General features: G+C 62.3%; 27 protein-coding genes. 16 read left to right on the forward strand and 11 right to left on the reverse strand.

Annotated features, from left to right (window positions below; all coding sequences use genetic code 11):
- Positions 1-7 precede the first annotated feature (7 nt).
- From ACMGFL_RS11365 to ACMGFL_RS11375, 3 genes are all read right to left on the reverse strand, one after another.
- Positions 8-544: a cob(I)yrinic acid a,c-diamide adenosyltransferase gene (locus tag ACMGFL_RS11365; RefSeq protein ID WP_436935651.1), complete on the reverse strand. Its 537-nt coding sequence runs from the start codon at positions 542-544 to the stop codon at positions 8-10.
- An 81-nt stretch (positions 545-625) separates the two neighbouring features.
- Positions 626-919 carry a DUF7521 family protein gene (locus ACMGFL_RS11370; protein ID WP_436935652.1) on the reverse strand — a complete coding sequence of 98 codons (294 nt, stop codon included), beginning with the start codon at positions 917-919 and terminating at the stop codon, positions 626-628.
- Positions 916-1,293: a helix-turn-helix domain-containing protein gene (locus ACMGFL_RS11375; protein WP_436935653.1), complete on the reverse strand. Its 378-nt coding sequence runs from the start codon at positions 1,291-1,293 to the stop codon at positions 916-918. The genes ACMGFL_RS11370 and ACMGFL_RS11375 overlap by 4 nt, the downstream gene beginning before the upstream one ends.
- A gap of 95 nt (positions 1,294-1,388) precedes the next feature.
- Between ACMGFL_RS11375 and ACMGFL_RS11380 the strand changes: the two genes are divergently transcribed.
- The 6 genes from ACMGFL_RS11380 to ACMGFL_RS11405 all read left to right on the forward strand — a co-directional run bounded on the left by ACMGFL_RS11380 (position 1,389) and on the right by ACMGFL_RS11405 (position 5,701).
- Positions 1,389-2,075 (forward strand): PHP domain-containing protein, encoded by a 687-nt coding sequence (locus ACMGFL_RS11380; protein WP_436935654.1) that lies wholly within the window; start codon positions 1,389-1,391, stop codon positions 2,073-2,075.
- Positions 2,075-3,184, forward strand: a complete 1,110-nt coding sequence (locus tag ACMGFL_RS11385) for an asparagine synthase C-terminal domain-containing protein (RefSeq protein WP_436935655.1) — start codon at positions 2,075-2,077, stop codon at positions 3,182-3,184. The genes ACMGFL_RS11380 and ACMGFL_RS11385 overlap by 1 nt, the downstream gene beginning before the upstream one ends.
- 266 nt (positions 3,185-3,450) lie before the next feature.
- Positions 3,451-3,726, forward strand: coding sequence for a PadR family transcriptional regulator (locus tag ACMGFL_RS11390; protein ID WP_436935656.1), 276 nt, complete (start codon positions 3,451-3,453; stop codon positions 3,724-3,726).
- A 22-nt stretch (positions 3,727-3,748) separates the two neighbouring features.
- Positions 3,749-3,985: a hypothetical protein gene (locus ACMGFL_RS11395; RefSeq protein WP_436935657.1), complete on the forward strand. Its 237-nt coding sequence runs from the start codon at positions 3,749-3,751 to the stop codon at positions 3,983-3,985.
- Positions 3,986-4,059: 74 nt separating this feature from the next.
- Positions 4,060-5,391 (forward strand): class-III pyridoxal-phosphate-dependent aminotransferase, encoded by a 1,332-nt coding sequence (locus tag ACMGFL_RS11400; protein WP_436935658.1) that lies wholly within the window; start codon positions 4,060-4,062, stop codon positions 5,389-5,391.
- Between the two features lie 136 nt (positions 5,392-5,527).
- Positions 5,528-5,701 (forward strand): hypothetical protein, encoded by a 174-nt coding sequence (locus tag ACMGFL_RS11405; RefSeq protein ID WP_436935659.1) that lies wholly within the window; start codon positions 5,528-5,530, stop codon positions 5,699-5,701.
- Positions 5,702-5,720: 19 nt separating this feature from the next.
- Here the strand turns inward: ACMGFL_RS11405 and ACMGFL_RS11410 are convergent, their stop codons facing one another.
- Complete coding sequence (locus ACMGFL_RS11410; RefSeq protein ID WP_436935660.1) at positions 5,721-6,047, reverse strand: ribbon-helix-helix protein; 327 nt, start codon at positions 6,045-6,047, stop codon at positions 5,721-5,723.
- A gap of 122 nt (positions 6,048-6,169) precedes the next feature.
- Between ACMGFL_RS11410 and ACMGFL_RS11415 the strand changes: the two genes are divergently transcribed.
- Entirely contained in the window at positions 6,170-6,919 is a 750-nt protein-coding gene (locus ACMGFL_RS11415; RefSeq protein ID WP_436935661.1) for an MBL fold metallo-hydrolase, read from the forward strand.
- A gap of 102 nt (positions 6,920-7,021) precedes the next feature.
- Here the strand turns inward: ACMGFL_RS11415 and ACMGFL_RS11420 are convergent, their stop codons facing one another.
- Both ACMGFL_RS11420 and ACMGFL_RS11425 read right to left on the reverse strand, forming a co-directional pair.
- Complete coding sequence (locus ACMGFL_RS11420) at positions 7,022-8,110, reverse strand: DNA topoisomerase IV subunit A (RefSeq protein WP_436935662.1); 1,089 nt, start codon at positions 8,108-8,110, stop codon at positions 7,022-7,024.
- Complete coding sequence (locus tag ACMGFL_RS11425) at positions 8,107-10,485, reverse strand: DNA topoisomerase VI subunit B (protein WP_436935663.1); 2,379 nt, start codon at positions 10,483-10,485, stop codon at positions 8,107-8,109. Before ACMGFL_RS11425 ends, ACMGFL_RS11420 begins: the two co-directional genes overlap by 4 nt.
- Before the next feature lie 154 nt (positions 10,486-10,639).
- Here ACMGFL_RS11425 and gyrB point away from each other — a divergent pair, with 154 nt between their 5' ends.
- Together gyrB and gyrA are read left to right on the forward strand one after the other, a co-directional pair.
- On the forward strand, positions 10,640-12,583 hold the full coding sequence (gyrB, locus tag ACMGFL_RS11430; protein ID WP_436935664.1) for a DNA topoisomerase (ATP-hydrolyzing) subunit B: 1,944 nt from the start codon (positions 10,640-10,642) through the stop codon (positions 12,581-12,583).
- Position 12,584: 1 nt separating this feature from the next.
- On the forward strand, positions 12,585-15,113 hold the full coding sequence (gene gyrA / locus ACMGFL_RS11435) for a DNA gyrase subunit A (RefSeq protein ID WP_436935665.1): 2,529 nt from the start codon (positions 12,585-12,587) through the stop codon (positions 15,111-15,113).
- On the opposite strand, the gene ACMGFL_RS11440 is transcribed toward gyrA, so the two are convergent.
- Complete coding sequence (locus ACMGFL_RS11440) at positions 15,097-15,714, reverse strand: DUF7509 family protein (RefSeq protein WP_436935666.1); 618 nt, start codon at positions 15,712-15,714, stop codon at positions 15,097-15,099. The two genes, gyrA and ACMGFL_RS11440, sit on opposite strands and share 17 nt — an antisense overlap.
- Positions 15,715-15,810: 96 nt before the next feature.
- On the opposite strand from ACMGFL_RS11440, the gene ACMGFL_RS11445 reads away from it, so the two are divergent.
- Positions 15,811-16,221, forward strand: coding sequence for a winged helix-turn-helix domain-containing protein (locus ACMGFL_RS11445; RefSeq protein WP_436935667.1), 411 nt, complete (start codon positions 15,811-15,813; stop codon positions 16,219-16,221).
- A 64-nt stretch (positions 16,222-16,285) separates the two neighbouring features.
- Positions 16,286-16,492 (forward strand): heavy-metal-associated domain-containing protein, encoded by a 207-nt coding sequence (locus ACMGFL_RS11450; RefSeq protein WP_436935668.1) that lies wholly within the window; start codon positions 16,286-16,288, stop codon positions 16,490-16,492.
- Positions 16,493-16,523: 31 nt separating this feature from the next.
- Here ACMGFL_RS11450 and rocF read toward each other — a convergent pair whose 3' ends face one another.
- Complete coding sequence (gene rocF, locus ACMGFL_RS11455; protein ID WP_436935669.1) at positions 16,524-17,435, reverse strand: arginase; 912 nt, start codon at positions 17,433-17,435, stop codon at positions 16,524-16,526.
- Positions 17,436-17,530: 95 nt separating this feature from the next.
- Between rocF and ACMGFL_RS11460 the strand changes: the two genes are divergently transcribed.
- Both ACMGFL_RS11460 and ACMGFL_RS11465 read left to right on the forward strand, forming a co-directional pair.
- Complete coding sequence (locus ACMGFL_RS11460) at positions 17,531-18,064, forward strand: HTH domain-containing protein (protein WP_436935670.1); 534 nt, start codon at positions 17,531-17,533, stop codon at positions 18,062-18,064.
- Between the two features lie 171 nt (positions 18,065-18,235).
- Entirely contained in the window at positions 18,236-19,402 is a 1,167-nt protein-coding gene (locus tag ACMGFL_RS11465; RefSeq protein ID WP_436935671.1) for an NAD(P)/FAD-dependent oxidoreductase, read from the forward strand.
- An 8-nt stretch (positions 19,403-19,410) separates the two neighbouring features.
- Here ACMGFL_RS11465 and ACMGFL_RS11470 read toward each other — a convergent pair whose 3' ends face one another.
- Complete coding sequence (locus tag ACMGFL_RS11470; RefSeq protein WP_436935672.1) at positions 19,411-20,754, reverse strand: phosphohexomutase domain-containing protein; 1,344 nt, start codon at positions 20,752-20,754, stop codon at positions 19,411-19,413.
- A 191-nt stretch (positions 20,755-20,945) separates the two neighbouring features.
- Here ACMGFL_RS11470 and ACMGFL_RS11475 point away from each other — a divergent pair, with 191 nt between their 5' ends.
- Positions 20,946-21,365: a CopG family ribbon-helix-helix protein gene (locus ACMGFL_RS11475; RefSeq protein ID WP_436935673.1), complete on the forward strand. Its 420-nt coding sequence runs from the start codon at positions 20,946-20,948 to the stop codon at positions 21,363-21,365.
- Positions 21,366-21,394: 29 nt separating this feature from the next.
- Here the strand turns inward: ACMGFL_RS11475 and ACMGFL_RS11480 are convergent, their stop codons facing one another.
- Complete coding sequence (locus tag ACMGFL_RS11480; RefSeq protein ID WP_436935674.1) at positions 21,395-22,117, reverse strand: diphthine--ammonia ligase; 723 nt, start codon at positions 22,115-22,117, stop codon at positions 21,395-21,397.
- 62 nt (positions 22,118-22,179) lie between these two features.
- A complete protein-coding gene (locus ACMGFL_RS11485) occupies positions 22,180-22,326 on the reverse strand; it encodes a hypothetical protein (protein ID WP_436935675.1) in 147 nt (48 codons plus the stop codon).
- Positions 22,327-22,438: 112 nt separating this feature from the next.
- On the opposite strand from ACMGFL_RS11485, the gene ACMGFL_RS11490 reads away from it, so the two are divergent.
- Positions 22,439-24,268 carry a glycoside hydrolase family 2 protein gene (locus ACMGFL_RS11490; protein ID WP_436935676.1) on the forward strand — a complete coding sequence of 610 codons (1,830 nt, stop codon included), beginning with the start codon at positions 22,439-22,441 and terminating at the stop codon, positions 24,266-24,268.
- Between the two features lie 262 nt (positions 24,269-24,530).
- Complete coding sequence (locus tag ACMGFL_RS11495) at positions 24,531-25,421, forward strand: coiled-coil protein (protein ID WP_436935677.1); 891 nt, start codon at positions 24,531-24,533, stop codon at positions 25,419-25,421.
- Positions 25,422-25,454 lie beyond the last annotated feature (33 nt).

Below are 25,454 nucleotides of genomic sequence, written 5' to 3' on the forward strand. Positions count from 1 at the left end.
CGAGCCGTCAGTACGTCGGATTCTCTTCGGGGACGCCCTCGCGCTGATTGACGACGCGAGCGAGGGTAAAGAGCGCATCAGAGAGCCGATTGAGATAGACGATTGCGGCGTCGTTCGCGGTCGCTTCCTCGGCGGCAAAGGAGACGGCGCGGCGTTCGGCACGGCGACAGACCGCCCGCGCCTGGTGGAGTTGCGCCCCGTGTTCGGAGCCACCGGGGAGGATGAAATCTTCGAGCGGGTCGAGTTCCGCCTCGTGGCTGTCGATGACCGATTCGATGCGGTCGACGTGTTCGTCGCGGATCTGTGGGTCGTCGTCCTCGGGGTCAGGGTTGGCGAAATCGGCCTGTACGATGTGGAGGTGGTTCTGAACCTCGCGCAGTTGGTCGTCGATGTCGTCGTAGCCGGTGGGCCGGGCGAGTCCGACCAGCGCGTTCACTTCGTCGACGCTTCCGTACGCTTCGATGCGCCCACTCGCCTTCGAGACCCGGTCCATGTTTCGCAGGTCGGTCAGCCCCTCGTCACCGCGTCCGGTGTAGATTTTCATACGCGGACTGGGGCCGAGAGTCACTTAACCTCTGGTGCTCACGGCTCTTTCACTGTTCCATCACGTGCTCGTTACGTTTCATCACGGGCTCGTCGTGTACAGCGAGTACACGATGACTGCAAACCCCGTAGCGAGCAGCGCGCTCTCGATGAGCAACCCGATCTCGAAGTTCGCCTGAAACAGCTGGTCTGCGATCCCGGCAAGCAGGGTGCCGAGCGTCATGATGCCGAATCCGAGCGCGAGCGCACCGAGCGAGCGGGATCTGGTTCGTCTGTAGGCCTGGTAGGCGAAGTAGGTGATCAGGCCACCGAGAACGAGCGTGAGCGTCTTCAGCGCGATTATCAGCGACGGGATTGTTGCATCGGGCATGCTCATGTTTCTTTTCGCACCTCCGACCAGAGGTCGGCAAGTCGTTCGTCTGCGGTCCGCGGTTCCCTCGAGATATCGACCTCGAACACCCGGTCGTCAGAGAGTCCGATGGCCACCTCGTCGAACGCGACGACATACTGACTCGCGTGCTGGCCGTCAGAGCGGATCTGGACGCCCTCCTCCAGCAGCGAGGCCTCGACAAGCGTGTCTATCTTTCTGTATGTCGTCGAAAGTGGGATGTCAGCGACTTCCGATATCTCCTCGGCCGTCATCGGTTCAGTGAGTTCGCTGACGATCTGTCTGCAGTCAGGGTCGTCCAGCGCATCGAGGACCGACTGCAGGTCCGGCGTATCGTCGTCCGCGAACGTGTCACGGACCATCCGTACGTGAACGTTCCTGCCCAGCGGCTTAACGGTGCCGAGAGCGAACGACCGACACCGGCGGCCTTTTGGTGCTCTCCGCCCTACCGATCGGTGTGCTCGCAGTCGAGTTTCACACACACACCGAGCGGTCCTACGACGGGCGCGACCCGGTCGAGGACCTGCTCGAACGGGCAGCGGCCGTCGACCTGGACGCGCTTGCCGTCACCGACCACGACGACATCGAGGCGAGTCTGAACGCCCGGTCGCTCGCCGACGACTACGGACTGGTCGCCATTCCCGGCCTCGAAGTCTCCAGTGCCGACGGCCACGTGCTCGCACTCGGTGTCGAACAGCAAGTTCCAGCGGGGCTTTCCTTCCGGGAAACAGTAGCTCAGATCAGAGATTATGGGGGGATTGCTGTCGTCCCGCACCCGTTTCAGGAGTCCCGTCACGGCGTCCTCGCGAACATCTCGAAGGAGGAACTCGCGACGGCCGACGCCATCGAAGTGTACAACTCACGGCTCCTCACCGGGCGCGCGAACCGACAGGCCGAACGGTTCGCACAGAAACGAGATCTTCCGATGACCGCCGGGAGTGACGCTCACATCAGTCGCATGGTCGGACAGGCAGTCACACACGTCGACGCGGACGAGCGAAGCGCCGACGCCATTCTGGATGCCGTCCTCGCCGGAGCGACGAGAATCGAAGGCAAGCGGACCCCCTGGCGGATCAGCTTCCAGCAGGCCGCGAGTTCGATGCGGCGACGGCTCAAGTATCGAGTGAACGGGTTCTTGAAGTGATGTGTGTCGGCGCGAACACCGAGACAGTCAAGAGGGCAATCCGGAACGAAACGCCCTTGCCCGGCACCGCTGGCTTCGCGGGAGCGGTCGATGGGCTGGTCGTCCGGGACGTCCTCGGCCGGTATCCACTCTTTAGCGAACGCGGTGATCCGGACACGTGGAGCCTCGATCCGAGACGGCTCGACACGCCGGTGCGACTCCCCGCCGGTCACGTCCGTGACGCATCCGGCACCCGAACGCTGTGGGACCTCCCGAACCCGGAACCGCGAGCGGACACGCGGCAGCTCGTGCTAGATCTGCGACACGCGATCGAAGACGCCGTTACAACTGCCGAAACTGCAAACGCCGCAGTCGCCTTTTCGGGCGGACTCGACTCCGCGGTACTCGCCGCACAGCTCGATTGTCCGCTTTACGTCGGTGGGTTTCCCGACAGCCACGACATCGAGAAGGCCCGATCGGCCGCCGCAGTCCTCGGCCGGGAACTTCGCGTCGTCGAATTTGACCACGGCGACATCGAGCGTGCGGTCCCGGAGATCGTGCAGGCGACTGGTCGGACCAACGCGATGGACGTACAGATCACGACTGGACTCGTGCTGGTCGCCCAGCAGGCCGCGGCAGATGGCTTCGACCGCCTCGTTCTCGGGCAGGGAGCGGACGAACTGTTCGGCGGCTACGCCAAAGTCGTGCAGGCACCGACCGATCCCCGCGTGAGCGCCGACACCGTTCGCGGCGCTCGCCGGGAGGTGCTCGAAACGCTCCCCGACCAACTCGAACGAGACGTGCTCGCCATCCGAGCCAGCGGCTGTGAACCGGTGACGCCGCTTCTGTCCGACCGGGTCGTTCGGCTGGCGCTGTCGCTACCCGAGGCGCTGATCAGGTCCTCGGCCGGAGAGCGCAAGTGGGCGCTCCGCCTCGCCGCTCGCGAGTGGCTGCCCGACCGTCTCGCCTTTCGGGAGAAGAAGGCGGTTCAGTACGGCAGTCTCGTCGCGCGGGAACTCGACCGGATGGCCCGTCAAGCGGGGTTCAAACGGCGCATGGACGACCACGTCTCACAGTATATCGAGATGCTGGCACAGAACTCCGACAGTCCGATACCCGAAATAGTGTGATATATGAGAAACACCGATACCAGCTACCAATAACACTCCGTGGTTCCCTGCCGTTGTGTAACTATTGCTTGTTATTGTCTGAACTGTTTCTGAAAGTAGAGTACAGAAGCGAATGAGGTTTCGCACAAAGTGGTCCACAAAACCCGTCGCTGTCCGTTGGTAAATGGCAAATAGGTTATACTCCACTCCGAGAGTGTCCGGTCTAATGTTTCCAGAAGCAACATATTTAATAGATTTAGACAATAATGGTAATGTGGATACGACCGATGTACGACCTGACAGGATTTCAGCGCGACCTGCTGTACGTGATCGCCGGTCGCGAAGACCCCCATGGCCTCGCGATCAAAGAAGAGCTAGAAGACTACTACGAGACAGAGATTCACCACGGACGACTCTACCCGAACCTCGATACGCTCGTCGACAAGGGACTCGTCGAGAAGGGCCAGCGTGACCGCCGAACGAACTACTACAGTCTCACCCGTCGTGGCCGACGCGAAATCGAAGCCCGCAACGAGTGGGAAGACCAGTATATCGACCGCTAGATTCGCTGTTTTTCGAGTTCTGATGCGTCCAAAAGCAAAGACGGCCATCGCCGGTATTCTCCTGAATCTGAGCGTGAGCGCGCTGCTCTGGGTTTATCTGGATACGTTCGTCGCGTTCTTGCTCGTCCCGTTCGTTCCGTTTCTGTTCGGCCAGCGCGCCCGGTCGGTGCAGACGTGTCCACGCTGTGCGTTCACGACGACGGACACCGAGTACGAGTTCTGCCCACGGGACGGGAGTCGACTCGAAGAGCAGTCCTGAGGCAATATCAGCGGTGAAACGCTCGTCGGAACTTCGCAGTCAAGGGTTTAGTGGACGGCACCCCGACTAGCCCTATGGACCGCGATAGCGTCGAACCGCAGGTGGACGACCTGCCCGGGGAGCGGGCCCGAGAACTCGTGTCCTACCACCACGAACACGCCGCACCGAGCACGTACATCTGCGAGTTCGTGTGGGACCACTCCGAACCGGCGATTGGCCCGTTCTGTACGGACGTCGACGGGAACGTGCTGCTGGACTTTGCCGGACACGTCGGGTCGATGCCGCTCGGATACAACAACCCGAAGATACTGGAGAGACTCGAGGAGTTCGAGCTCGTCGACCCACTCAAAATCGCCGGGCAGGATTTCTATCTGCCCGCCGAGGAGCTCTCGGACCGGGGGGTTCCCGGCCCGGCCGACCTCATGGATCGGTTGACAGACGTGACCGGCTACGGGATGGACACGGTCTTTCTCTCGAACACCGGCGCCGAGGCCGTCGAGAACGCGCTCAAAATCGCCTTCGACTACACCGCTGGCAAGTACACGATCACCTGTCAGGGAGCCTTTCACGGCCGGACGCTCGGCACGCTCTCGCTGAATCGCTCGAAGGAGGTCTATCGCCGCCGATTTCCCGAAATTGCGAGCGTCCACGACGTCCCCTTCTGTGCCGACCGGACGTGTTCGTCGGAGACCTGTGACTGTGGCTTCTTCCGCGAGGACGGGTCGGCACTTCGACAGATGGTCCGCGATACTGGGTTCGTCAACCCCGAGGAAGTCGCCGCGTTCGTCGTCGAACCTGTTCAGGGCGAGGGTGGCTATCGAATCCCGAGCGACGCGTTCACGGACGAAATCGCAGCAGTCGCGGAAGAGTTCGACATCCCCGTCGTCGTCGACGAAGTGCAAAGCGGCGTGGGCCGCACGGGCGAGTGGTGGGCCAGCGACCACTCCGCAATCGAACCCGACGTGATCGCGAGCGCGAAGGCGCTTCGCGTCGGCGCAACTATCTCTCGCAAAGAAGTGTTTCCGGCCAAGCGAAAGCGACTCTCCTCGACGTGGGGTGCGGGCGACATCCTCAGCGCCGCGCAGGGAGCACTCACGCTCGATGCAATCGAAGAGCACGACCTGCTCGACAACGCGACCGAGCGGGGGAGACAGTTCCGCGAACTGTTCGAAGCGGCCGACACGCCCGGCGTCGTCGACGTTCGCGGACTGGGACTCATGCTCGGCGTGGAACTGGACGAGACACAGCGTCGCGACGACGTGCAGGCGGCCGCGTTCGCCCGAGGGTTGCTCGTGATCGGGTGTGGGACGAAGACGCTCCGGATTCTCCCACCGCTCGACGTGACCGAGCGAGAGATCCGTCTGGGGACAGACCTGCTCGTCGAAGCGATACAGGACGTCGCCTGATACTGCTGGCTGTCCGTTTGTACACCGGGATGGCGAATTCGTTCAAAATGGTATAGCCAGCAGTATGACCCCGCCGAAAGACGATTCAGTCACCTTTTTCCTGTCACGTTCGTAGATCCAGATGGGGTGAGATAACATGGAGCCAGCAGTCGCACTGGGGGTGTTCATGCTCATGGTCGCGCCAATCGCAGGTGGCGTGCTGACGTGGCTGTTCGACCAGATTCGGATGAATCAGGAACGGCCGGATCCGCCAGAGACCAACCAGATGGGCCGCAACATCCCGGGCGGAGACTCCCGAAACTCCCAATAGCCGACGGAGTTGGGTTCAGTCAGAACTGGTAGCGCCGGTCGTCGTTTTGCTGTTGCTGGGGGAACTGCCCGCCAGTCATCTCGTCGAAGGTCATCCCCGACAGATACTCGTCGTAGGTCACGTCGTAGCCACTGCGGAGATGAAAGTCGAGTTTGCCCGTGTCGACCTGCGTCTGAAAGAGCATGTGGACCGCGCGCCGAACCAGTTCGTCGGGGTCGTCCGGTTCCATCGCGACAGACAGCATCGCCAGTTCGTTTCGCGTCTCCCGGTCGAGGCTGACGGTCAGCTCCTCGCCCAGGTCGCTGTACTGCTCGCCGATTGCCGCCGAGAGGTCATCGAGACTCATACCCGCCATTCGGCTGGCGCGCGCAAAACGTCTTTCATCCGCCAGCATCGACGAGGGCGTCCGAGACAACGTCGTCAGAACCGACGTGAGACTTTTGAGACGGCAACCCGATGGACTGCACGATGACAGTCACTCACGGGGACCTGACCATCGACTGGTACGGCTACGCGACCGTTCGGCTCGGGACACCCGAGCAGACCGTCTATCTCGACCCGGGCCGGTACGGCGTGCTAACCGGCGAGTGGGCGGCCGACAGCGAGACGGCCGCCGACCACCATCCGGCGGCCGGCGACCGCAGACCAGAAGATGCAGACGCCGTGTTCCTCAGTCACGTTCATCACTACGACCCGGACGGGATCGACCGCGTTTCGGGGCCGAAGACGACCGTCGTCGCTGCCGACGGCATCAACGTCCGAAACAGTTCGCGGGACCTGCCACGACTCTCGGAACTCCCACAGACAGTGCGCCGCGTCGAGCAGGAAGCCGAAGGGGTCGTCGCGGACGTGCCGTTCTGGACGGTGCCAGCCTACAACGAACCCGACGGACCGCACACCCGCATCGACGGCACCCCATTCCACCCCGAGGGGCGAGGGGTCGGCTTCCTGCTGTCCGTGGCAGGCTATCGGGTGTTCTGGCCAGGCGACAGCGACGCGCTCGAAGGCCACGAGGAACTCGACGTCGACGTGTTTCTCCCACCCATCGGCGGCGCGTTCACCATGGACCGGCGGGAAGCGGCGCTTCTCGCAGCGAACATGAACCCGGATCTTGTGGTTCCGATTCACTACAACACCTTCGACGCGCTCGAAACGGATTCGACGGCGTTTGCCACGGATGTTTCCGAGCGTTCGATTCCAGTGGCGCTCGACGAGTGATACTGTCGGCTGTACGTACGGACAACTATTCGCTACCCCGGGGTAGCGAATTATGTTCGAGATTGTACAGCCGAAGTATGAGCGGAGCGTGTCGACGAACGGCTACAGCACGCCCATCTCGGTCAGTCGTTCGGGCAGGTAGGTGTCGGTGACGAAATCCAGACCCCGTGAGGCGAGTGACTGCTGTTCGGACTTCTTCTCGATGTCCAGTTGGAGTTCGATCTGCTCTTTCCAGAACTCCGTCTGGTAGCGTGGGTCTTCGAGTTCGGATTCGAGCGCGTTGATATCGGAATCGGACAGCGGGTCGGTCGGCAGGTCGTACTCGACGATGTCCTGCGGGCGAATGCCGACGAAGTCCGCCTCCGGCGTCGCGAGATACTCGGAGAGGTGTGCGCTCTTGATCGAGCCATACGCGACGGATCCGTAGATCCGGTAACTCCACGGGTCGCCGTCAGTGAACACCACGACGGGCAAGTCGAGTTCGTCGTGCAGTCGCTTGGTGATCCGACGGGTCGCACGCGCAGGCTGGCCTTTCAGATGGACGATGATCGCGTTGTAATCGTCGTCGAAACCGTTCTCGACGAGTCGGTCGCGCATACCACCGGTCTCGACACAGAGTGCGAAGTCAGCGTCGTTGTCGAGAAACTCGATGGTGTCCGGGTTGTTCGGGATCTGATAGCCACCCTCACCGACGTCCTTCTGACAGTGAATCTCCCGCTCGCCGCGGCGGGTCTGCTCGCGCAGTTCGAGCGGCCCCATGATGGTCGCACCCGACTCCTCGGGGCGCATGTGGAAGTCCTCGCGGGTCGCCCCGGAGACGATCTCCAGGTCCTCGATGAGTTGGTTCGACTCGTCCTGGCTCGAAAACTGCGCCTCGTCGAGGTCCCACGACTCCGAGAGGTAGTACAGTTCACGCAGGGTCGAGGAGCGGTCTTCCTCCAGTTGCCGGGAGAGAAACTCGATGGCGTAGACTGCCTTCAGTAGCTTCTGAGCACCTCGAACGGACTTTGCGCTTCGCGTCGAAGTGCGGTCGCCGTAGACCCAGACGTTCTTGTCCTCGTCGTACTCGATGTTGCTTTTCGTTCGGGTCGGTACCTCCATGCTCGGCACGCCGCCTGCCTCGAACTGGTCGTAGAACTGAGCGGCGAGATCGAGCAGTTGCTCGCGTGCGTCTGTGTCGTCTGTACTCATGATTCTGTGTCGACTGTGAGCTTCTCGTCGTCGATTCCTTCGACAGAAACAGAACAATCAGCGGACTGGTCGAGTCGGTATTCGAGCGTCTCCGTCTCGTCGCTCCCGACGGTTGGCGCCCACTTGATGAACCACTCACCGTCCATCTCGACGACGGTGCCGCTGCCGTCGAGTTCGGGCTCTGCGGAGACGATTTCGGTCAGTTCCAGATCCGCGTTCACGTCGGTGTTATTCTCGACGACGAGGCTGACGGTGCCGTTCTCGCGTTCGCGCTCGACCAGCACGTTGTTCATGATGCTGGCCATCGTGGTGTCGATATTCAGCGGCTCTCGTCCGGTCACTGTCGAGAGTTTTTCGGCCATCGCGGGCAAGATGGTCCCGAGTTTGTTCTGTTTCTCGCGGCGCTGTTGCATCGAGCGGCGCTTGTTGAGGTGACTTTTGAGTTCGCGGGCCGCCTCCCGCAGTGCGAGTTCGATCTCGTGTTCGATTTCGGGGACGTTGGCCACTGCGTCCTTGGACTCACTCGTGAATGGCACGTTCGTCGAGGCGACGTGGACCATGATCACGACGGGGCCGTTCGGGATGCCGCTGCCACCGGGCTGGTCGAGGCCGTAGTTACGCCAGTTGATCGACTTGATCACGTCTGTGGTCGCACACGCTCCCCGTTGGTAGACGAGCGGAACGCGGTTGGCGAACCGGAGCACCTCGGCCGCGCTCTCCTCGATGTCGCCGCCGTAGGCGATGCCCGCCTCGACGATGAAGGGGTCGCCGCCGTGGACGGAGGCATCCCGCGTGGATGCTGCGTAGAACTCGGCGTCGTACTCCTTCCGGAGGCCTGCCTCGACGAGTTCGTCCGTGATGGGCGCGAGACAGTCCGTCGGCGGCGAGATGATGTCGGCCTCCCGCATCGCGTCGAGCAGTTCCGAGGCCGTGTCGCGGTCCCCGGCTACATCGGAAATCTTCGGCGGGTCGTCGGGCACGCGGGCGGCCGCGTTCCAGAGCGCGTCGATGATCTTCTCGCGTGCGGTGTCGCCAATCGTCGCGCCGTCGTGCTCTTCGGTCATCTCCGCCGACCGCTCGACGAAATCCAGCAGATCGTTTCTGGTGACCCGGTGGCGCTCGCCCTGCTCGAACTTCGCGGCGAGGCGTTCCGCCAGCGCCTGCACCACGGCGTCGTCCTTGCGGTCGGTCGTCGCATCGTCGACGAGCACGTACAGATCTGACTCCCGCGAGGCAGTGATCACGTCCCACGCGGCCGCGACGGCGTTTTCCCGCACCGTCGACCCGAACGTCGTTCCGTACTCGGTCTGGACTGAATCCGCCACCTCGTCGACGGCCTCGACCACGTGGTGGTGAGCGATCCGGTCGCGCTCTCGCAGTTGGTCGCTGACACGTGTCGCGAACTCGTCGGTGGCGTCCTGGCCTTTGTTGACGACCGCCTCGACGAGTGCCGATTGGATGTCGTCTTCGTGGGAGGCAGGCGGTCGCCACGTCATCTCCCGGCCGAAGTGCCTGTCACGGAAGCCGTCGATCACCGAATCTGCCGTCTTCTGGCCGACGCGGGTGAACTCACCCTGCAAGAATCCGGAGACAGAGTACGAATCGGTCGCTTCGGCCATCTTGATCAGCGTCCCGAGTTCGACGCCGTGTGGATGGGGCCGTATCTCCTCTGTTTCGGCGGGGAGTTGGTCGGTCGCACGCTCGAATTTGAAGTGATCGCTGGGTTCGCGCAACTCCAGTCGAGCGTGGGGGTTGACCACGGCCGTGTGCTTGACGTAGTCGTGAAGTTGCTGGCGAGCGCGCATGTTCGCTTCGAGTTCGAGTTCGATCCGGGTTCCGTGTGGCCGGTCCCAACTCGTCGTCTCCGCGACGCTGATTTCGGGTTCGTTGGTGTCTGTGTCGACGATGAGTTCGAAGTACTGGGCAGTCTCTGAACCCTGTGTTCGCGAGGTAATCTTTGCGGGTTTTCCGGAGGTGAGTTGCGAGTACAGCACTGCTGCAGAGATTCCAATACCCTGCTGTCCGCGATTTTGCTCACGCTTGTGAAACCGACTCCCATAGAGCAGCTTTCCGAAAATCTTCGGGATCTGTTCTCTGGTGATCCCGGGACCGTTGTCCTCGATGATGAGCCGGTAGTAGTCACGTTCCTCCTGAATCTCGACGTAGATGTCAGGGAGAATTCCAGCTTCCTCGCAGGCGTCGAGGCTGTTGTCGACGCCCTCCTTGACGGCGGTGACGAGCCCCCGGGCCCCAGAGTCGAACCCGAGCATATGCTTGTTCTTCTCGAAGAATTCGGCGATAGAGATAGACCGCTGGCTTTCGGCCAGCTCCTCGGCTATCCCGTCCTCGCCGAGACTCGACTGGTACGATGTCATCCTGTGAAGATACCTACCGGGGCCGCGTTTAAATCTTGTTTGCTACCGGGGTGAAAGTGCTCTCCGTGCAGTCGGGCGATATCCAGCGGTACAGGCGCGCGAGCGCGTGCGTGACCTTTATCCCACGGGGGGTACTACGCTACAGTACGATTCTATGTCTGACGAGAGTGAGTACGGTGCTGGGCAGATACAGGTACTGGAGGGGCTTCAGGCGGTTCGCAAGCGGCCTGCGATGTACATCGGGTCGACCGACACTCGCGGGCTCCATCACCTCGTCTACGAGGTTGTGGACAACGCCATCGACGAAGCCCTCGCCGGTCACTGTGACAGCATCGGCGTGACGATTCACGAGGATGGGTCAGTATCGGTGACAGACGACGGCCGGGGCATTCCGGTCGACACCCACGAGGAACACGACAAACCGGCCGTCGAGGTCATCATGACCGTGCTGCACGCGGGCGGGAAGTTCGACAACAAGTCCTACCAGGTCTCCGGTGGACTCCACGGCGTCGGCGTCTCCGTCGTGAACGCCCTCTCGAAGTGGCTCGAAGTCGAGGTGAAACGCGACGGGGCCGTCTGGAAACAGCGCTTCGACCACGGCGAACCCGAGTACGAACTCGAACGCGTCCGTGATATGCGGCCCGACGAGGGAACGGGAACCACCATCCGTTTTTGGCCCGACGACGATATCTTCGAGACGGACGACTTTACCTTCTCGACGCTCGAATCTCGCCTGCGCGAACTGGCATTTCTCAACTCCGGCGTCGAGATCACCCTCACCGACGAGCGCGACGGTACCAGCGAACGGTTCGAGTACGAGGGCGGAATCAAGGAGTTCGTCGAGTTCCTCAACGAGACCAAGACGAGACTCCACGACGACGTCATCTACTTCGATGCGAGCGAATCCGTCGTCGCCCACGAGGAGGGCGGGGAGGGAGTCGTTCAGGTCGAGGTTGCGATGCAGGCGACCGACGAACTCCAGGGGTCGCTGCACGCCTTCGCGAACAACATCAACACGCGCGAGGGCGGCACCCACATGACCGGGTTCAAGACCGCGCTCACGCGCATCGTCAACGACTACGCACAGCAGGAGGGCCTGCTCAAGGATCTGGACGACACCCTCAAGGGCGAGGACATCCGCGAGGGGTTGACGGCCGTGCTCTCGGTGAAACACCCGGATCCGCAGTTCGAGGGACAGACGAAGACGAAACTTGGCAACAGCGAAGTCCGAGGCATCGTCGAGTCGGCGGTCCACGAACACCTCGGAACCTACTTCGAGGAGAACCCAGACACCGCCGAAACGATCGTCTCGAAGGCCGTCGAGGCCGCGAAGGCGCGCAAGGCCGCGAAGAAGGCCGAGGAGTTGACCCGCCGCAAGAGCGCGCTCGACTCCACCGCGCTGCCCGGGAAACTCGCCGACTGTCAGACCCGCGACCCCGACGAGGCGGAACTGTTCGTCGTCGAGGGCGACAGCGCTGGCGGCAGCGCAAAGCAGGGGCGCAACCCCGAATTTCAGGCAATTCTGCCGATCAAGGGGAAGATTCTGAACGTCGAGAAGCACCGCCTCGACCGGATTCTGGAAAACAGCGAGATCCGAAATCTCATCACCGCACTCGGAACAGGCATCGGTGACGAGTTCGACATCACCGAGTTGCGCTACAACAACATCTACCTCATGGTCGACGCCGATGTCGACGGCGCACACATCCGGACGCTGCTGTTGACCTTCTTCTACCGGCACATGAAGCCGCTCTTAGAGCACGGACACGTCTACGCGACGCAACCGCCACTGTACCGGATCCGGTATCGCGGGGAAACCTACGATGCGATGACAGAGGAGGAGCGTGACCGAATCGTCGCAGAGAAGTGTGACGGCAACCCGACGCAAGTACAGCGGTTCAAGGGACTAGGTGAGATGAATCCCGACCAGCTCTGGGAGACGACGATGAATCCCGAGACGCGGTATCTCAAGCGCATCACCGTCGAGGACGCCGCAGCGGCGGACAAGATGTTCTCGGTGCTGATGGGCGACGCCGTCGAACCGCGAAAGGAGTTCATCAAGGAACACGCCCCCGAGGCCGAATGGATCGACATCTAACATGAGTTCGGATCTACCAGACAACCCCGACGACACGGAGGCACCGGCAGCGAACGTCGAGCACGTTCGCATCGAAGACGAGATGGAGCAGAGTTACATCGACTACGCGATGAGCGTCATCGCCGGACGGGCGTTGCCCGACGTGCGTGACGGTCTCAAGCCGGTTCATCGGCGCATCCTCTATGCGATGTCGGAACTGGGCGTGACGGCTGGCTCTGCCCACCGGAAGTCATCCTCCATCGTCGGCGAGACGATGGGTGATTACCACCCGCACGGCGACTCGGCAATCTACGACACGCTCGTGCGGATGGCACAGGACTTCTCGCTTCGCTATCCGCTCGTCGACGGGCAGGGCAACTTCGGGTCGATGGACGGCGACCCGGCAGCGGCTATGCGCTACACCGAGGCCCGGATGGCACCGATCGCCGAGGAACTGCTGGAAGACATCGAAAAGGACACCGTCGACTTCCAGTCGAACTACGACGACCGGTTGAGCGAACCGGAGGTGTTGCCCGCGAAGGTTCCGAACCTGCTGTTGAACGGCTCCTCCGGGATTGCGGTCGGGATGAGCACGAACGTCCCGCCGCACAACCTCGGCGAGGTGGTCGACGCGACGGTGCATCTCATCGACAACCCCGACTGCGGCGTCGACGACCTGATGACCCACATCAAGGGACCGGACTTCCCGACCGGTGCGAACATCGTCGGCAAGGACGCCATCTACTCGGCGTACGCGACTGGGCGGGGCCGCGTTCGGATGCGCGCGGAGTACGACATCGAGCGCAACGAGTCGGGCCGTGATCGCATCGTCATCACCGAAATCCCCTATCAGGAGAACAAGGCGCGGATGGTCGAGCGAATCGCCGAGGACGTAAACGAGGGCGTCATCGAGGGGGTCTCCGACCTGCGCGACGAGTCAGACCGAGACGGCGTCCGGATCGTCATCGACCTCAAGCGGTCTGCGAACGTCGACGTCGTCGAGAACAAACTCCTCGAAAGCCACCTCGAATCGACCTTCGGCGTCATCAATCTCGCCTTGGTCGACGGTCAGCCCCGCGTGCTCACGCTGAAGGAAACGCTCGAAGAGTACGTCAAACACCGAAAGGAGGTCGTCCGTCGGCGCTCCGAACACGACCTCGAAGAGGCGCGAGACCGGGCACATATTCTGGAGGGGAGACTCGAAGCCGTCGATTACGCCGAGGAAATCGTCAACCTGATCACCGAATCCGCGGACCGCGAACAGGCCCAGCAGGCTCTGGAAGGCGATCTTGATCTCGATACCGTCGAGGGGGCGACCTTCGAGTACCCAGACGTGCAGTCGTCGTTCGATTTCTCCGAGGAGCAGGCCGAACACATCCTCCGGATGCAACTCGGTTCGCTCACGTCGATGGAAGCCGGTGAGATCGAAGACGAGTACGAGGAGGTTCAGGAGCGCATCGACTACCTCGAATCCGTGCTGGCAAGCGAGGAGAAGCTCCTGAGCGTCATCAAGGAGGAACTCCAGGAACTCAAAGCCGAGTACGACGACGACCGGCGCACATCGATCCTCGAAGCAGACGGCCAGGTCACCCACGAGGACCTGATCCCCGAGGAGGACTGTCTGGTCGTCATCACCGAACAGGACTACATCAAGCGCATGCCGGTCTCGAACTTCGACCCGCAGGGACGGGCCGGAAAGGGGATCATCGGCTCGGACCCGAAAGAAGGCGACCGGGTCTCGAAGGTGTTCCGCGCGAACAGCCACGACTACCTGCTCTGTTTCACCACCCACGGACAGGTCTACCAGTTGAAGACATACGAGATTCCGGAGATGGGTCGCACCGCCCGCGGCAAGTCAGCCGTCAACCTCATCGATCTGGACGACGGCGAGGAGATCACGGCGGTCGTCAACACCGACGAGTTCGAGGAAGACGAGTGCATCACGCTGGTCACCCGGCAGGGCTACGTCAAGCGCACCTGCACGACGGAGTTCGCGAACGTCCTCTCGACGGGGATCATCGCAGCCAGTCTCAACGAGGGCGACGAACTCGTCGACGTCGAGGTGACCGACGGCACTGGTGACCTCGTCATCGCCACCGAGCAGGGGATGACCATCCGATTCGACGAGACAGAGGTTCGGGAGATGGGCCGCACCGCCCGCGGCGTCCGCGGCGTCGACCTGCGGGAGGGCGACCACGCGGCGGCGATGGTGGCCACCGACGACGCCGACGAGCGGTCGCTGTTGACGGTTACGCGCAACGGATTCGGCAAGCGCACGCCGCTCTCGGAGTACCGTCGACAGTCCCGGTACGGGATGGGGCTTGTCGACATCAAGACCGACGAGCGAAACGGTCCCGTCGCGACTGCAAAGGCCGTCACCGAGACAGACGACATCGTCGTGATGAGCGAGAATGGGCAGATCATGCGCTGTCCAGTCGGGGAGATATCGACGGTCGGCCGAAATACGAAAGGCGTCATCGTGATGGACGTGACCGAGGACGATAGAGTCGCGAGCGTGACGGTCGTTCCGGCGGTCACTCCAGACGACTGAGTTCTCCCAGACGCTCACAGTGCATGACTTCGCCGATGAATCGTCGAAGCTTCTCGACGAGTTCTGGCTTTGTCTCGTAGGTCTCGATCCGTAAGTCCCACCGCGCGTTTGCCGACTGGATCATGGCACTCGTAACAGCGGTCTCGTGGACGAACAGTAACCGCTCGCTGTGGGTCTCTGCGAGTGTTTCGAGAATGCTCCCTGCCTCCTCACCAACTCCGAAGTTGTGCCCGAGAAAGGGAAGAACGAATGCAGTCGCATTACTGCACCGCGTGTACTCGATGCTCTGGGTGACTGCGTCCACTTCGTCAGTATCCACGTCGACATCGAGTGCCAGAAACGCATTCACGCCGGGATTCAACCGGAGTTTCCCCTGAACCCGCCGCAAGAGCGCCTGTGCGTCGTCGATGCTTTCTCTGTTCTGGAAGAGCTGACGTATGGGCCCAGGAAGATCCGCGGTATCGATACCCGCCAGCTGATGCTCATCGAGGACGTAATTGAGATTGAACGATTTGTACGGCCCCATGAGATAGAACAAAAATCGATCGTACTGCACACCCCCCAGCCGATCCGTAATCAATTTGCGTGTGATCTCCGCCATGTGCTCTGTTCTCGCGGATATTTATAAAAACATGCGTTTTTGGTGGATGTTGGCTTGAAAAGTGCTAAGTGCGTATCTCACATAGGTTCAGTCGAGATGTCGATAGACCGAACGCACAGAGGCAGCGGGGAGATGCCAGCCGATCCGGAGGATCTTCTGCCGGAGGACAGCGTTCTCAGTCTCGACGAGTATCTCGATATGCACGCTGCTGTCGGACAGCGAACCCGATACGAAATTCTCTATCGTCTCGTCCATGGGGGCAAGATGAGTCCGACAGAACTGGTAAGCGTGATGGAGATCGACGACAGCACGCTCCACTACCACCTGAACAGACTGGTCGATGTCGGTCTCGTCGAGAAACGACAGCGCACGGAGCGAGGACAGGATGGGCTGTACACGTACTATCGTGCGACGGTGTTTGGACGGGTAACGATCACCGAAGGCGTCGACGAGTTGATCCAAGGTGAGCAGGAGTTCAAGGGAATGTACGATAGTTCTGCAGAGTAGCCTCGCTCTCAGAGAGTGAATTTGCTCCCGTAATCGTCTTTTCGCTGCGGACCAACTGCCGCCTATGACCGAACGAATACTCAGCGTCGAGGGGATGTCCTGCGGTGGCTGTGAGAGTGCTGTCGTCGCGGCAATCGAGGGTATCGACGGTGTCACGAGTGCACGGGCAGACCACGAAGCGAACGCCGTCACCGTCGAACTCGACGGGACAGTCTCGGACGACCAACTCGCTGGCGCGATCAGCGAGGCAGGCTACGAACTGGTCGCGTAGGTGGTCACGGGATCCACTAGTCGCGTAGCGGTCACAGGATTCGGTCGCCGAGCGCGCTCGCGGCGAGTTCGCAGGCCAACTCTGCAGTGCGGTTGTGCTCGTCGAGGATCGGATTTACCTCGACGAGTTCCAGCGCAGACAGTTCCTGACTCTGCTCGTGGACGAGTTCCATCGCCGCGTGTGCCTCGCGGTAGGTGACGCCACCCCGGACGGGCGTGCCCACGCCCGGCGCTTCGTCGGGGTCCAGCCAGTCTAGATCGAGGCTGACGTGCAAGCCGTCGACGCCATCAGTGACGACCGAGAGCGCCTCGCTGACGACGCTCGTGACGCCGCGGGTGTCGATATCGCTCATCGTATAGACGCTCACGTCGCTGTCGGCGAGAAAGTCACGCTCACCAGGGTCAAGATCACGCAGGCCGACGACGGCGACGTTCTCGGCGGAGACCGCTGGCGCGCGTGCCCACGGCAGATCCGCAAAGGAACCTTCGCCGAGCAGCGCTGCGAGTCCCATCCCGTGAACGTTTCCGCTCGGCGTCGTCGCCGGTGTGTTGCAATCGCCGTGCGCGTCGAACCAGAGCACGCCGAGCGAGTCAGCGTCGAGTCCCCCCACCGTTCCGATAGCGATAGAGTGGTCGCCGCCGAGCACGAGCGGAAGCGCGTGTTTCCGCCGTGCCGACGCGACCCGGTCGGCGAGTCGCTCGGAGACGAGTTTCGTCTCCGGCAAGAATTTCGCCCGCCCGCCGTCGACCGTCTCCCCCAAGTCCGCTGTCTGCTGTTCCGGACGCGGGACTCGGACGTTTCCGCCATCTCGACAGGTGATCCCAGCGGCTTCGATCCGGTCGGCGAGACCGCCGTACCGTATCGCCGACGGCCCCATGTCGACGCCGCGCCTGTCTGCGCCGAGATCCATCGGCACACCGATGACGTGTACGGGTCTGTCCATGCGATACGTTCGCGGGGGAGTGAGAAAAAGGATAGCATGGATCGTGGGGTTCCCCCACCGCCGGGTTTAAGGTAGCAACTACCGAATGTCAACACATGTCATCAATCGAACTGACACCGAGTCAGAAGACGATCCTGCAGGAACTTGTCAACCTCTATCAGGATAGCGAAGAGGCGGTCAAGGGGGAGACGATCGCGGAGAAGGTGGACAGAAATCCGGGGACGATACGCAACCAGATGCAGAGTCTGAAGGCGCTACAACTGGTCGAGGGCGTCCCGGGACCGAAGGGTGGGTACAAGCCGACGGCGCTTGCATACGACACGCTCCAGATTCAGGAGATGGACCAGGCCGCGGACGTCCCGCTCTATCACAAGGGCGAACTCGTCGAGAGCGCAAACGTCGAACAGATCGACCTGACGAGCGTCCACCACCCCGAGGAGTGTCGCGCCAAGATCAAACTCCGGGGGTCGATCGCTGACTTCCACGAGAACGATAGCGTGACCGTCGGCCCGACGCCGCTCTCGAAGCTGCAGATCATCGGTACAGTCGAGGGAAAGGACGACACTAGCAACGCGCTCGTGCTCGTCATCGACGACATGCGCGCCCCGGCCGAAGAGCCGGAACACTGAATCGGTAGCCGTCTCGGCGTCTGTCTATGAACGTGGAGTGAGATGTCGTATTTTGTATACTCGGTCTGACAGCACATGGCGGCTGTGGCGCTCGCGCTGTGGTATGGTAACGACTGTCTCACTCGTTGTGATTGCGAAGGGTTTGTATCGAACCACCCCTGAGGGGCGCGTATGCCAGCGCAGGTTGTCGTTCTCGGGTCGGGCTATGCGGGAGCAGGCTCGATTCGAAGCCTCGAAGACGAACTCGACGGAGGCGCAGAGATCACGTGGATTTCGGACCAGGACTACCACCTGGTCTTGCACGAGTCACACCGCTGTATCAGCGACCCCACAGTCCAAGAGAAGATCACCATCCCGGTCGAGGAGATCAAGTCACCGCGGACCGAGTTCATCGAGGCGTCCGTCGAGTCGGTATCAACCGACGACCGGACGGTCCATCTCGCAGACGATTCGACCGTCGAGTACGACTACCTGCTCGTCGGAATCGGTTCACAGACGGCGTTTTTCGGTATCGACGGGCTCGAAGAGCACGCACGCACCCTGAAAAGCCTCGATGACGCGCTCGCGATCCACGAGGACATCGCGGAGACAGCGCGGGAAGCGACCCCCGAGGATCCGGGGCAGGTCATCATCGGCGGTGCGGGGCTGACTGGTATCCAGATTGCGGGCGAGGCCGCCCGGTATCGCGACGAACACGACGCTTCACTCGATATCTATCTGGTCGAGGGGCTCGACGAAATCTTCCCCGGGAACGACCCGAGCGTGCAGAACGCGCTCCGGAAGCGACTCGAAAAGCGCGACGTGCAGATCCGAACCGGGGAGTTCATCAGCGAAGTCGACACCGAGACAGTGTACATCGGCGACGACGGCCAGATGGACTACGACGTGCTGGTCTGGGCCGGGGGAATCTCCGGACGGAATCCAGTTCGGAACATGAACGTCGACAAGGACGAGCGCAACTTCCGCCTGAAGACCGGACAGACCTTCCAGACCGAAGACGAGCGCGTATTCGCAATCGGCGACGCCGCACTCATCGACCAGCCAGGCGAGGAACCCGCGCCGCCGACCGCACAGGCCGCCTGGCAGGCCGCCGAAGTCGCAGGGGAGAACCTCGCCCGCGCAATCCGCGGACAGCCACTCAAAAAGTGGACGTTCAAGGACAAAGGGACTGTCATCTCCGTCGGCGAGGACGCCGTTGCCCACGACGTAGCCATGCTCCCCTTCGTCGACACCTTCGGCGGCTTCCCCGCGCGAACGCTCAAGAAGGCCATCGCGGCCCGCTGGATCGCCACCGTCACAAACCTTGGCGATGCCGCGGCCGCATGGTCAGACATGTGAAATAGCGGCTACTGTTCTTCGACGGCAGCCTCGATACGTTCGCTGACGATGTCGACGAGGCTATCCACGTCGTCGCTTTCGGCGTAGAGTCGAATGTACGGCTCAGTGCCGCTCGGCCTGACGAGCGTCCAGCCGTCGTCGGGGATGTCGAGTCGGACCCCGTGTGCGGTGTCGACGGTTGCCTCGGGGAACGCGTCGGGCAACTCGTCTTCGAGTCGGGCCATGACTGCAGTCTTTTGCTCGTCGGGACAGGTGATACTCACCTTCCGATAGGGTCGCTCGGTCACCGGCGCTCGGAGCCTGTCGAGTCCGTCAGCGGCGACGAGGCGGACGAATATCGCGGCGGAGACGATCGCGTCGATCCATCCCCCGAACTCCGGATGGAGGTGTTTCCAGGGCTCGGCCGCAAAGACGACAGTCGCGTCCGAGTCGTCCTCGCGGATCCGAGCGAGTTCCTCGTGGAGCGTCCCCAATCCAGTTCGCTCGACGCGCCCACCGACGGCGCGGACGCGTTCGTCGATCCGCCCCGAGGCGTTTGGCGTCGTCACGACCACCGGGTCGGCCGCGTCGCTTCGCTCGACGTAGTGTTCGGCGAGGATGGTGAGAACGGTGTCCTCGTGGACGATTTCGCCATCGTTGTCGACGACGACGATACGGTCGGCGTCGCCGTCGTGGCCGATGCCGATGATCTCTCGCTGCGCGACGAAGGCCCGAAGGTCGGTGAGCGTCTCCGGCGTAGGCTTGCTCCCCCTGCCAGGAAAGTGACCGTCGATGTTCGCGTTGAGCGCACGAACGTCAGCACCGAGTTCGCGGAGCACCTGCGGCGTCACCAGACTGCCCATCCCGTTGCCGCAATCGACAGCGACAGTCACGGCAGTCGGATCGGTACCGTGGTCGCGGGCGAACGACGCAACGGCAGCGCGATAGGCTGTGAGCGGGGATTCGCGTTCGCTCTCGCCCCAGCGGTTCCACTCGACCGGGCCAGCGTCGTCAGCGACCCGAGATTCGATCCGTCCTTCTGCCCCGCCACCGTACTCAGAGCCGTCAGCGAACAGTTTCAGCCCGTTGTCCGCTGGCGGGTTGTGACTCGCCGTCACCATGGTCCCGTGGCGTCCCCGACTGGTGTAAGCAAGCGCCGACGTGGGGAGTTGTCCGCCCCGGACGACGTCGGCACCGCCGCTTGTGAGTCCGGCCGCAACTGCATCGGCGAGTGTCTCGCTCGTCTCGCGGCCGTCGAACCCGACGACGACTTCGTCGGCCTCGCGACCGACCGCCCGGCCGACCGAAAGCGCGAGTTCGGGCGTCACGTCGCTGACCGGCCCGCGGATGCCTGCTGTCCCGAACAGTGTCATACCCTCCGTTCACCCGCACGGTATTTCACAGCACCGGATACGCGAGCGCCCACAGCGTGCGAAGACCCAGCAAGGGCACAACGAAGGACAACAGTACCAGGTGCAGGAGGGTCGACCAACCGAGAGATCACTCGTAAGTTCTGTGCGTAGGATAATAACATTCTACTACACTCCCCCCGTTGAGTTACTAGATGACAGTCGTCAGTGTCTCGATGCCGGACGAACTGCTCGAACGGCTCGACGCCTTCGCCGAGGAGCACGGCTACACCGGACGAAGCGAAGTCGTCCGCGAAGCGTCACGGAATCTGTTGAGCGAGTTCGACGACAAACAGCTCGAAGAGCGGGACCTCATGGGCGTCGTAACCGTCCTCTTCGACTTCCAGTCGACCGACGTCGAACAGAAGATGATGCACCTGCGCCACGACTACGAGGAACTGGTCACCTCACACGTACACAACCACGTCGGCGACCACTACTGTATGGAGCTGTTCATCCTCGAAGGCGAACTCGAAGACATCTCGACGTTCGTCGGGAAGATTCGCGCCACGAAGGACACTCTCTCGCTGGATTACTCGGTCACGCCGGTCGACCGCATCGATAGTCTGGTCTGACTACTGTTGGGGTCGCTCGCAGGCGCTTCTCACGTCTCGACGAGCGACGCGTCTGTCACGTGGATGCGGCCGCGCGTCCCGTCGAACTCCGTCTCGTAGTCGAGTTCGATCCGCTGGGCCATGTGTGGGCCGTCGGTGACGAGCGTCTCGAACTCGCCGCCCTCGCCGAGGATGTGGACGCCGTACTCCTCGTTGAGTCGCTCCAGGTCCGACAGCGCCGCCTCGTCGAGTTGTCGGCCGAGCCAGGATTCGTCCAATCCCGCGGCGGCGACGCGAATGATCTGAATCTCGAATCCCGCGCCGAGCATCGACTCGGCGAGTGCCTTCGGGTCGCGCTGCCAGAGTGGCGCGAACAGGTCGACTCCGAGACGTTCGCACATCGCCTCGATCCGGGAGGTCTGAAACTCGCTTTCGACCGCACCAGCAGTCACGCCAGCGAGTCCACCGGAGAGGTCGTCTGCGAGCGATTCGAGCGACGATTCGAGCACGTCGAGTTCGGCATCGCCCTGTGCACCTGCGTCGGTTGCCCGCTCAGCGTCGAACCCCTCGGGACGAACGTCGTGCAGTTCGATCCCGATACTCTCGGCGGCCAGCGAGGTCAGTTCCGTCTCCGGGACGTGATACATGTACGAATCCCCTTCGGGGTGGACCGTCACGAGTCGCTCGACCGGAAGCCCCTCCTCGAGTGCGCGATACAATGCCCACGAGGAGTCCTTACCGCCCGAGAACAGACTGACCCACGCGCTTTCCATGCCAAACGCTACCGGGCGCGGGGATAAACGAGTGCCGATTCGGTGATCGACACGGCAGCACGTCACCGGTGAACGGTGATCGTCACCGCGCCGCAGTCACACTCGTAGGCGCGGCGCTGTCCCGCCTCGGTGTGGTAGGCGAGCATGCAGTCGTCGTCCCGAAGCTGTCGGTCACAGCCCTCACACGTGGCGGCGAGTTCTTCGAGCATACTCGGGAGTTCGGCCGACAGGTACCTTAAGCCGAGCCATGGGCGGAGTGAAAGTGAAAGTGACCGACTCCGCAGGGAAAAGGATATCACCGCGGCGAACGCCCATCCGAGTATGTTCGACGAGTGGCAGGCACAGGCAGTCGAGGAGGGGGTAACCGACGCCCAACAGGTGTCGGTTCCCGGTCGCCCGTCGGCGTTTGCGGGGGCGGATGCGGTGAAATACACGGCAGAGATTCCGGACCCGTGCGACGGCGACGACGATATCGCTGTGCTCGATTTTCGGGGGCTGTACGCCCACGCCACCGTCGAGGTGAGCGGCGATCGGATCGACGGCGAGGGTGCGGTCGACCACGACGCGTACTTCGAACCGCTCCGAATCCCCTTCGAGCCGACCGGCGACGACAGAGTAGTGGTGACCTGCCGAGCGCCAGAGGACCGGTTCGGCGGCCTCCACGCCACCGAGGCGGTCCCGGAAGAAGACGCTGTCCCGGGTATCTGGTGGGACGTGTCGCTCGAAGCCCACTCGCTTCCAGCGCTCGACCGCATCGACGTTCGTCCAGAGATAACCGAGGAGGGCGCGCGACTGCACGTCCGAACGTCGGTGCTGACGGCGGGACCGCTCGACGAGCGGATCACCTACTCGCTCCGGCCCGAGGGAGAATCGAAGACCCGCGGCATGATGGAGCGCGCCCACGTCGAGGCCGACGGGCCGGGCGTGACGACAGTCGAGCACACCATCGAGATCCGGGACCCTGCGCTGTGGTGGCCCCGCGAACTGGGCGAGCAAAATCGGTACACGCTCCGTGCCAAGCTAGCCGGACAGGAACGAACAGTCACGACCGGTATCTGTGAAACCGCTTTCGAGGACGACCAGTTGCACGTCAACGGGACACCGCTCTCGATTCGGGGCGTCAATCTGCTGACCGACGACGGCGCGGACATCGAACGGGCGCTGGACCTGAACGCGAATCTTGTTCGCGCCCACGCGCACGTCCTCCCACAGTCGGTCTACGAGCGGTGTGACGAACAGGGGTTGCTCGTCTGGCAGGACATGCCCCTGACCGGGCCGGGAGCGTTCGACAGAGGGCGAGGGATCGACCTAGCGGAGCGGCTCGGCAAGACGTACGAACACCATCCCAGCCTCGCGGCCTTTGGCGTTCACGACGACCCGGTTGCGGCCTTCGAGGACGGCCTCGGAAGTGGCGTTCTCGACCGCCTGCGCGTTCGCTACCGGGCGTGGCGAAGCAGTTACGACCCCGAGCCAGCGCGTGCAGTGGCCGAGGCGCTGCCCGACCGTCCGGTCTTTCCGGTCGTCGGCGGGCCGGGAGTCGACGGCGACGCCGGAAGCTACTACCCCGGATGGGACTACGGCGACGCGGCGGGGATCGACGGCCTACTCGACCGGTATCCCGTGGCGGTGCTTGCCGAGTACGGGGCTGGCGCACTCGCCGAGACGGAGGTAGCGGACGCCGCTGGCTTCGACGCCGCCAAGCACGACCGACACGTCGGCGGTGCCGTCGACGAGTCACAGGCCTATCAGGCCGGCACTCTTCAGACCGTGACCGAGCGACTCAGACAGCGCGATGTCGGTGCGATAGCCTACGCGCTCCGAGACACCGACAGCGCCGGGATGGGCGTCTACGGCGTCGACGGAAGAGCGAAAGAAGCGCAGGCGACCCTCGAACGCGCCTTCGCCCCGGTACAGGCGTTTCTCGCAGACCCCGACGCGAGCGAGTCGGCGGTCGTCGTCGTCAACGACCTGCCACAGGAGGTGTCGGCGACGCTGTCCTGGGAGGCTGGCGAGCGGACGGGCGAGGAGGAGTTCACGATCAGTCCGAACAGTCAGTGGGAGACCGATCCCGTCTCGGTCGATACAGATCAGATCCGACTCACCGTCTCGGTCGGATCAGAGACCATCGAGAACGTCTACGACCGGTCCTGACTGGACGGTGATATGCGGCCAGTCTGTCGTGAACGACCTCTAGCAATTCGTTGCGTGGTGTGTGGTAACCGCCGCCACAGGCTTCGTTGACCGGAATCTTTAACCTTGCTGCCGAGGAATGTAAGATTACCAGAACGCTTGCGGCGTTCAGGCAGTATCGCGCTACGCCCAACATGACAGGGAACACTTGTTATCGGCGTCAGCTAACCGTGAGGGGTACTGCTGTCGTTCGCCGCGGCGGTTATGGCATCGAGGTACAACCATGGTAGATTCGATAGACGAGTCAAAGAACATTGAACTGACAGAAGAGGACCTGGAAACGAAATCAAAAGGACAGCTCATCAAGCTCGCGGGCCAGTTGCGCGACCGGCGCAACGAACTCAACCAGATGGCGTCCGACCGCGCATCGAAGCGCGACGAACTCAACGCGAAGACTCGCGAGAAGGTGGACGAAGCGCAGGAACACCGCGAGAAACGCGACGAACTCAACGAGCAGGTCCAGGAGCACAAGGAGAAGCGAAACGAACTCAACGCCGAGGCAAACGAACTCTTCGAGGAAGTCGAGGAGATCAAAGACGACCTCAAACTCGACGAGGGGCCGGACATCAGCGAACTCGAAGAGGAAATCGAGGATCTGGAATTCAAACAGCAGACCGAAGTGCTCGGCACGGAGGAAGAGCGCGAACTCATCGAGAAAATCGAGGAGAAACGCGAGAAGCTCCAGGAGAAACAGGAAAAGCTCGGCCAGAACGAGCAGGTCGACGAAATCGAGGAGGAAGCCGAGGAGATCCGCGCCGAAGCCTCCGAACACCATCAGAAGGTCACGGAACTCGCAGACGAAGCCCAGAAACATCACAACCAGATGATCGAGGCCTACCGCGAGGCCGACGACATCCGTGACGAAGCCGACGAGATGCACGAGAAGTTCGTGCAAGCCCAGGAAGCCGCCGACCGGCACCACGAGGACTTCGTCCGCGTCCAGAAGCGCCTGCGCGAACTCGACAAGAAAGAAGAGGAAGCCGAGAAAGAAGAGCGCGAAGAAAAGCAGGAAGCCGCTCGCGAAGAAGCCGAGGAGATCTATCAGAAGTTCAAGGAAGGCGAGACGCTCGACACCGAGGACCTGATGAAACTCCAGAAGACCGGCCTTCTGTAACTCGCCGACACTGCGCTACGCCGGTAGTTCGAT

This window comes from Halovenus marina, assembly GCF_051414115.1.
GTDB lineage: Archaea > Halobacteriota > Halobacteria > Halobacteriales > Haloarculaceae > Halovenus > Halovenus marina.

What these genes read in the sequence shown, in the direction of transcription:
- ACMGFL_RS11460 (WP_436935670.1), top strand. Translation starts at nt 17,531, where the DNA reads ATGTCATCAATCGAACTGACACCGAGTCAGAAGACGATCCTGCAGGAA.
- ACMGFL_RS11410 (WP_436935660.1), bottom strand. Translation starts at nt 6,047, where the DNA reads ATGAGTCTCGATGACCTCTCGGCGGCAATCGGCGAGCAGTACAGCGAC.
- ACMGFL_RS11420 (WP_436935662.1), bottom strand. Translation starts at nt 8,110, where the DNA reads ATGAGTACAGACGACACAGACGCACGCGAGCAACTGCTCGATCTCGCC.
- ACMGFL_RS11385 (WP_436935655.1), top strand. Translation starts at nt 2,075, where the DNA reads ATGTGTGTCGGCGCGAACACCGAGACAGTCAAGAGGGCAATCCGGAAC.
- ACMGFL_RS11365 (WP_436935651.1), bottom strand. Translation starts at nt 544, where the DNA reads ATGAAAATCTACACCGGACGCGGTGACGAGGGGCTGACCGACCTGCGA.
- ACMGFL_RS11440 (WP_436935666.1), bottom strand. Translation starts at nt 15,714, where the DNA reads ATGGCGGAGATCACACGCAAATTGATTACGGATCGGCTGGGGGGTGTG.
- ACMGFL_RS11395 (WP_436935657.1), top strand. Translation starts at nt 3,749, where the DNA reads ATGCGTCCAAAAGCAAAGACGGCCATCGCCGGTATTCTCCTGAATCTG.
- ACMGFL_RS11465 (WP_436935671.1), top strand. Translation starts at nt 18,236, where the DNA reads ATGCCAGCGCAGGTTGTCGTTCTCGGGTCGGGCTATGCGGGAGCAGGC.
- ACMGFL_RS11405 (WP_436935659.1), top strand. Translation starts at nt 5,528, where the DNA reads ATGGAGCCAGCAGTCGCACTGGGGGTGTTCATGCTCATGGTCGCGCCA.
- ACMGFL_RS11470 (WP_436935672.1), bottom strand. Translation starts at nt 20,754, where the DNA reads ATGACACTGTTCGGGACAGCAGGCATCCGCGGGCCGGTCAGCGACGTG.
- gyrA (WP_436935665.1), top strand. Translation starts at nt 12,585, where the DNA reads ATGAGTTCGGATCTACCAGACAACCCCGACGACACGGAGGCACCGGCA.
- ACMGFL_RS11375 (WP_436935653.1), bottom strand. Translation starts at nt 1,293, where the DNA reads ATGGTCCGTGACACGTTCGCGGACGACGATACGCCGGACCTGCAGTCG.
- ACMGFL_RS11490 (WP_436935676.1), top strand. Translation starts at nt 22,439, where the DNA reads ATGTTCGACGAGTGGCAGGCACAGGCAGTCGAGGAGGGGGTAACCGAC.
- ACMGFL_RS11390 (WP_436935656.1), top strand. Translation starts at nt 3,451, where the DNA reads ATGTACGACCTGACAGGATTTCAGCGCGACCTGCTGTACGTGATCGCC.
- ACMGFL_RS11450 (WP_436935668.1), top strand. Translation starts at nt 16,286, where the DNA reads ATGACCGAACGAATACTCAGCGTCGAGGGGATGTCCTGCGGTGGCTGT.
- ACMGFL_RS11480 (WP_436935674.1), bottom strand. Translation starts at nt 22,117, where the DNA reads ATGGAAAGCGCGTGGGTCAGTCTGTTCTCGGGCGGTAAGGACTCCTCG.
- rocF (WP_436935669.1), bottom strand. Translation starts at nt 17,435, where the DNA reads ATGGACAGACCCGTACACGTCATCGGTGTGCCGATGGATCTCGGCGCA.
- ACMGFL_RS11445 (WP_436935667.1), top strand. Translation starts at nt 15,811, where the DNA reads ATGTCGATAGACCGAACGCACAGAGGCAGCGGGGAGATGCCAGCCGAT.
- ACMGFL_RS11370 (WP_436935652.1), bottom strand. Translation starts at nt 919, where the DNA reads ATGAGCATGCCCGATGCAACAATCCCGTCGCTGATAATCGCGCTGAAG.
- ACMGFL_RS11485 (WP_436935675.1), bottom strand. Translation starts at nt 22,326, where the DNA reads ATGCTCGAAGAACTCGCCGCCACGTGTGAGGGCTGTGACCGACAGCTT.
- ACMGFL_RS11425 (WP_436935663.1), bottom strand. Translation starts at nt 10,485, where the DNA reads ATGACATCGTACCAGTCGAGTCTCGGCGAGGACGGGATAGCCGAGGAG.
- ACMGFL_RS11475 (WP_436935673.1), top strand. Translation starts at nt 20,946, where the DNA reads ATGACAGTCGTCAGTGTCTCGATGCCGGACGAACTGCTCGAACGGCTC.
- ACMGFL_RS11495 (WP_436935677.1), top strand. Translation starts at nt 24,531, where the DNA reads ATGGTAGATTCGATAGACGAGTCAAAGAACATTGAACTGACAGAAGAG.
- gyrB (WP_436935664.1), top strand. Translation starts at nt 10,640, where the DNA reads ATGTCTGACGAGAGTGAGTACGGTGCTGGGCAGATACAGGTACTGGAG.
- ACMGFL_RS11415 (WP_436935661.1), top strand. Translation starts at nt 6,170, where the DNA reads ATGACAGTCACTCACGGGGACCTGACCATCGACTGGTACGGCTACGCG.
- ACMGFL_RS11400 (WP_436935658.1), top strand. Translation starts at nt 4,060, where the DNA reads ATGGACCGCGATAGCGTCGAACCGCAGGTGGACGACCTGCCCGGGGAG.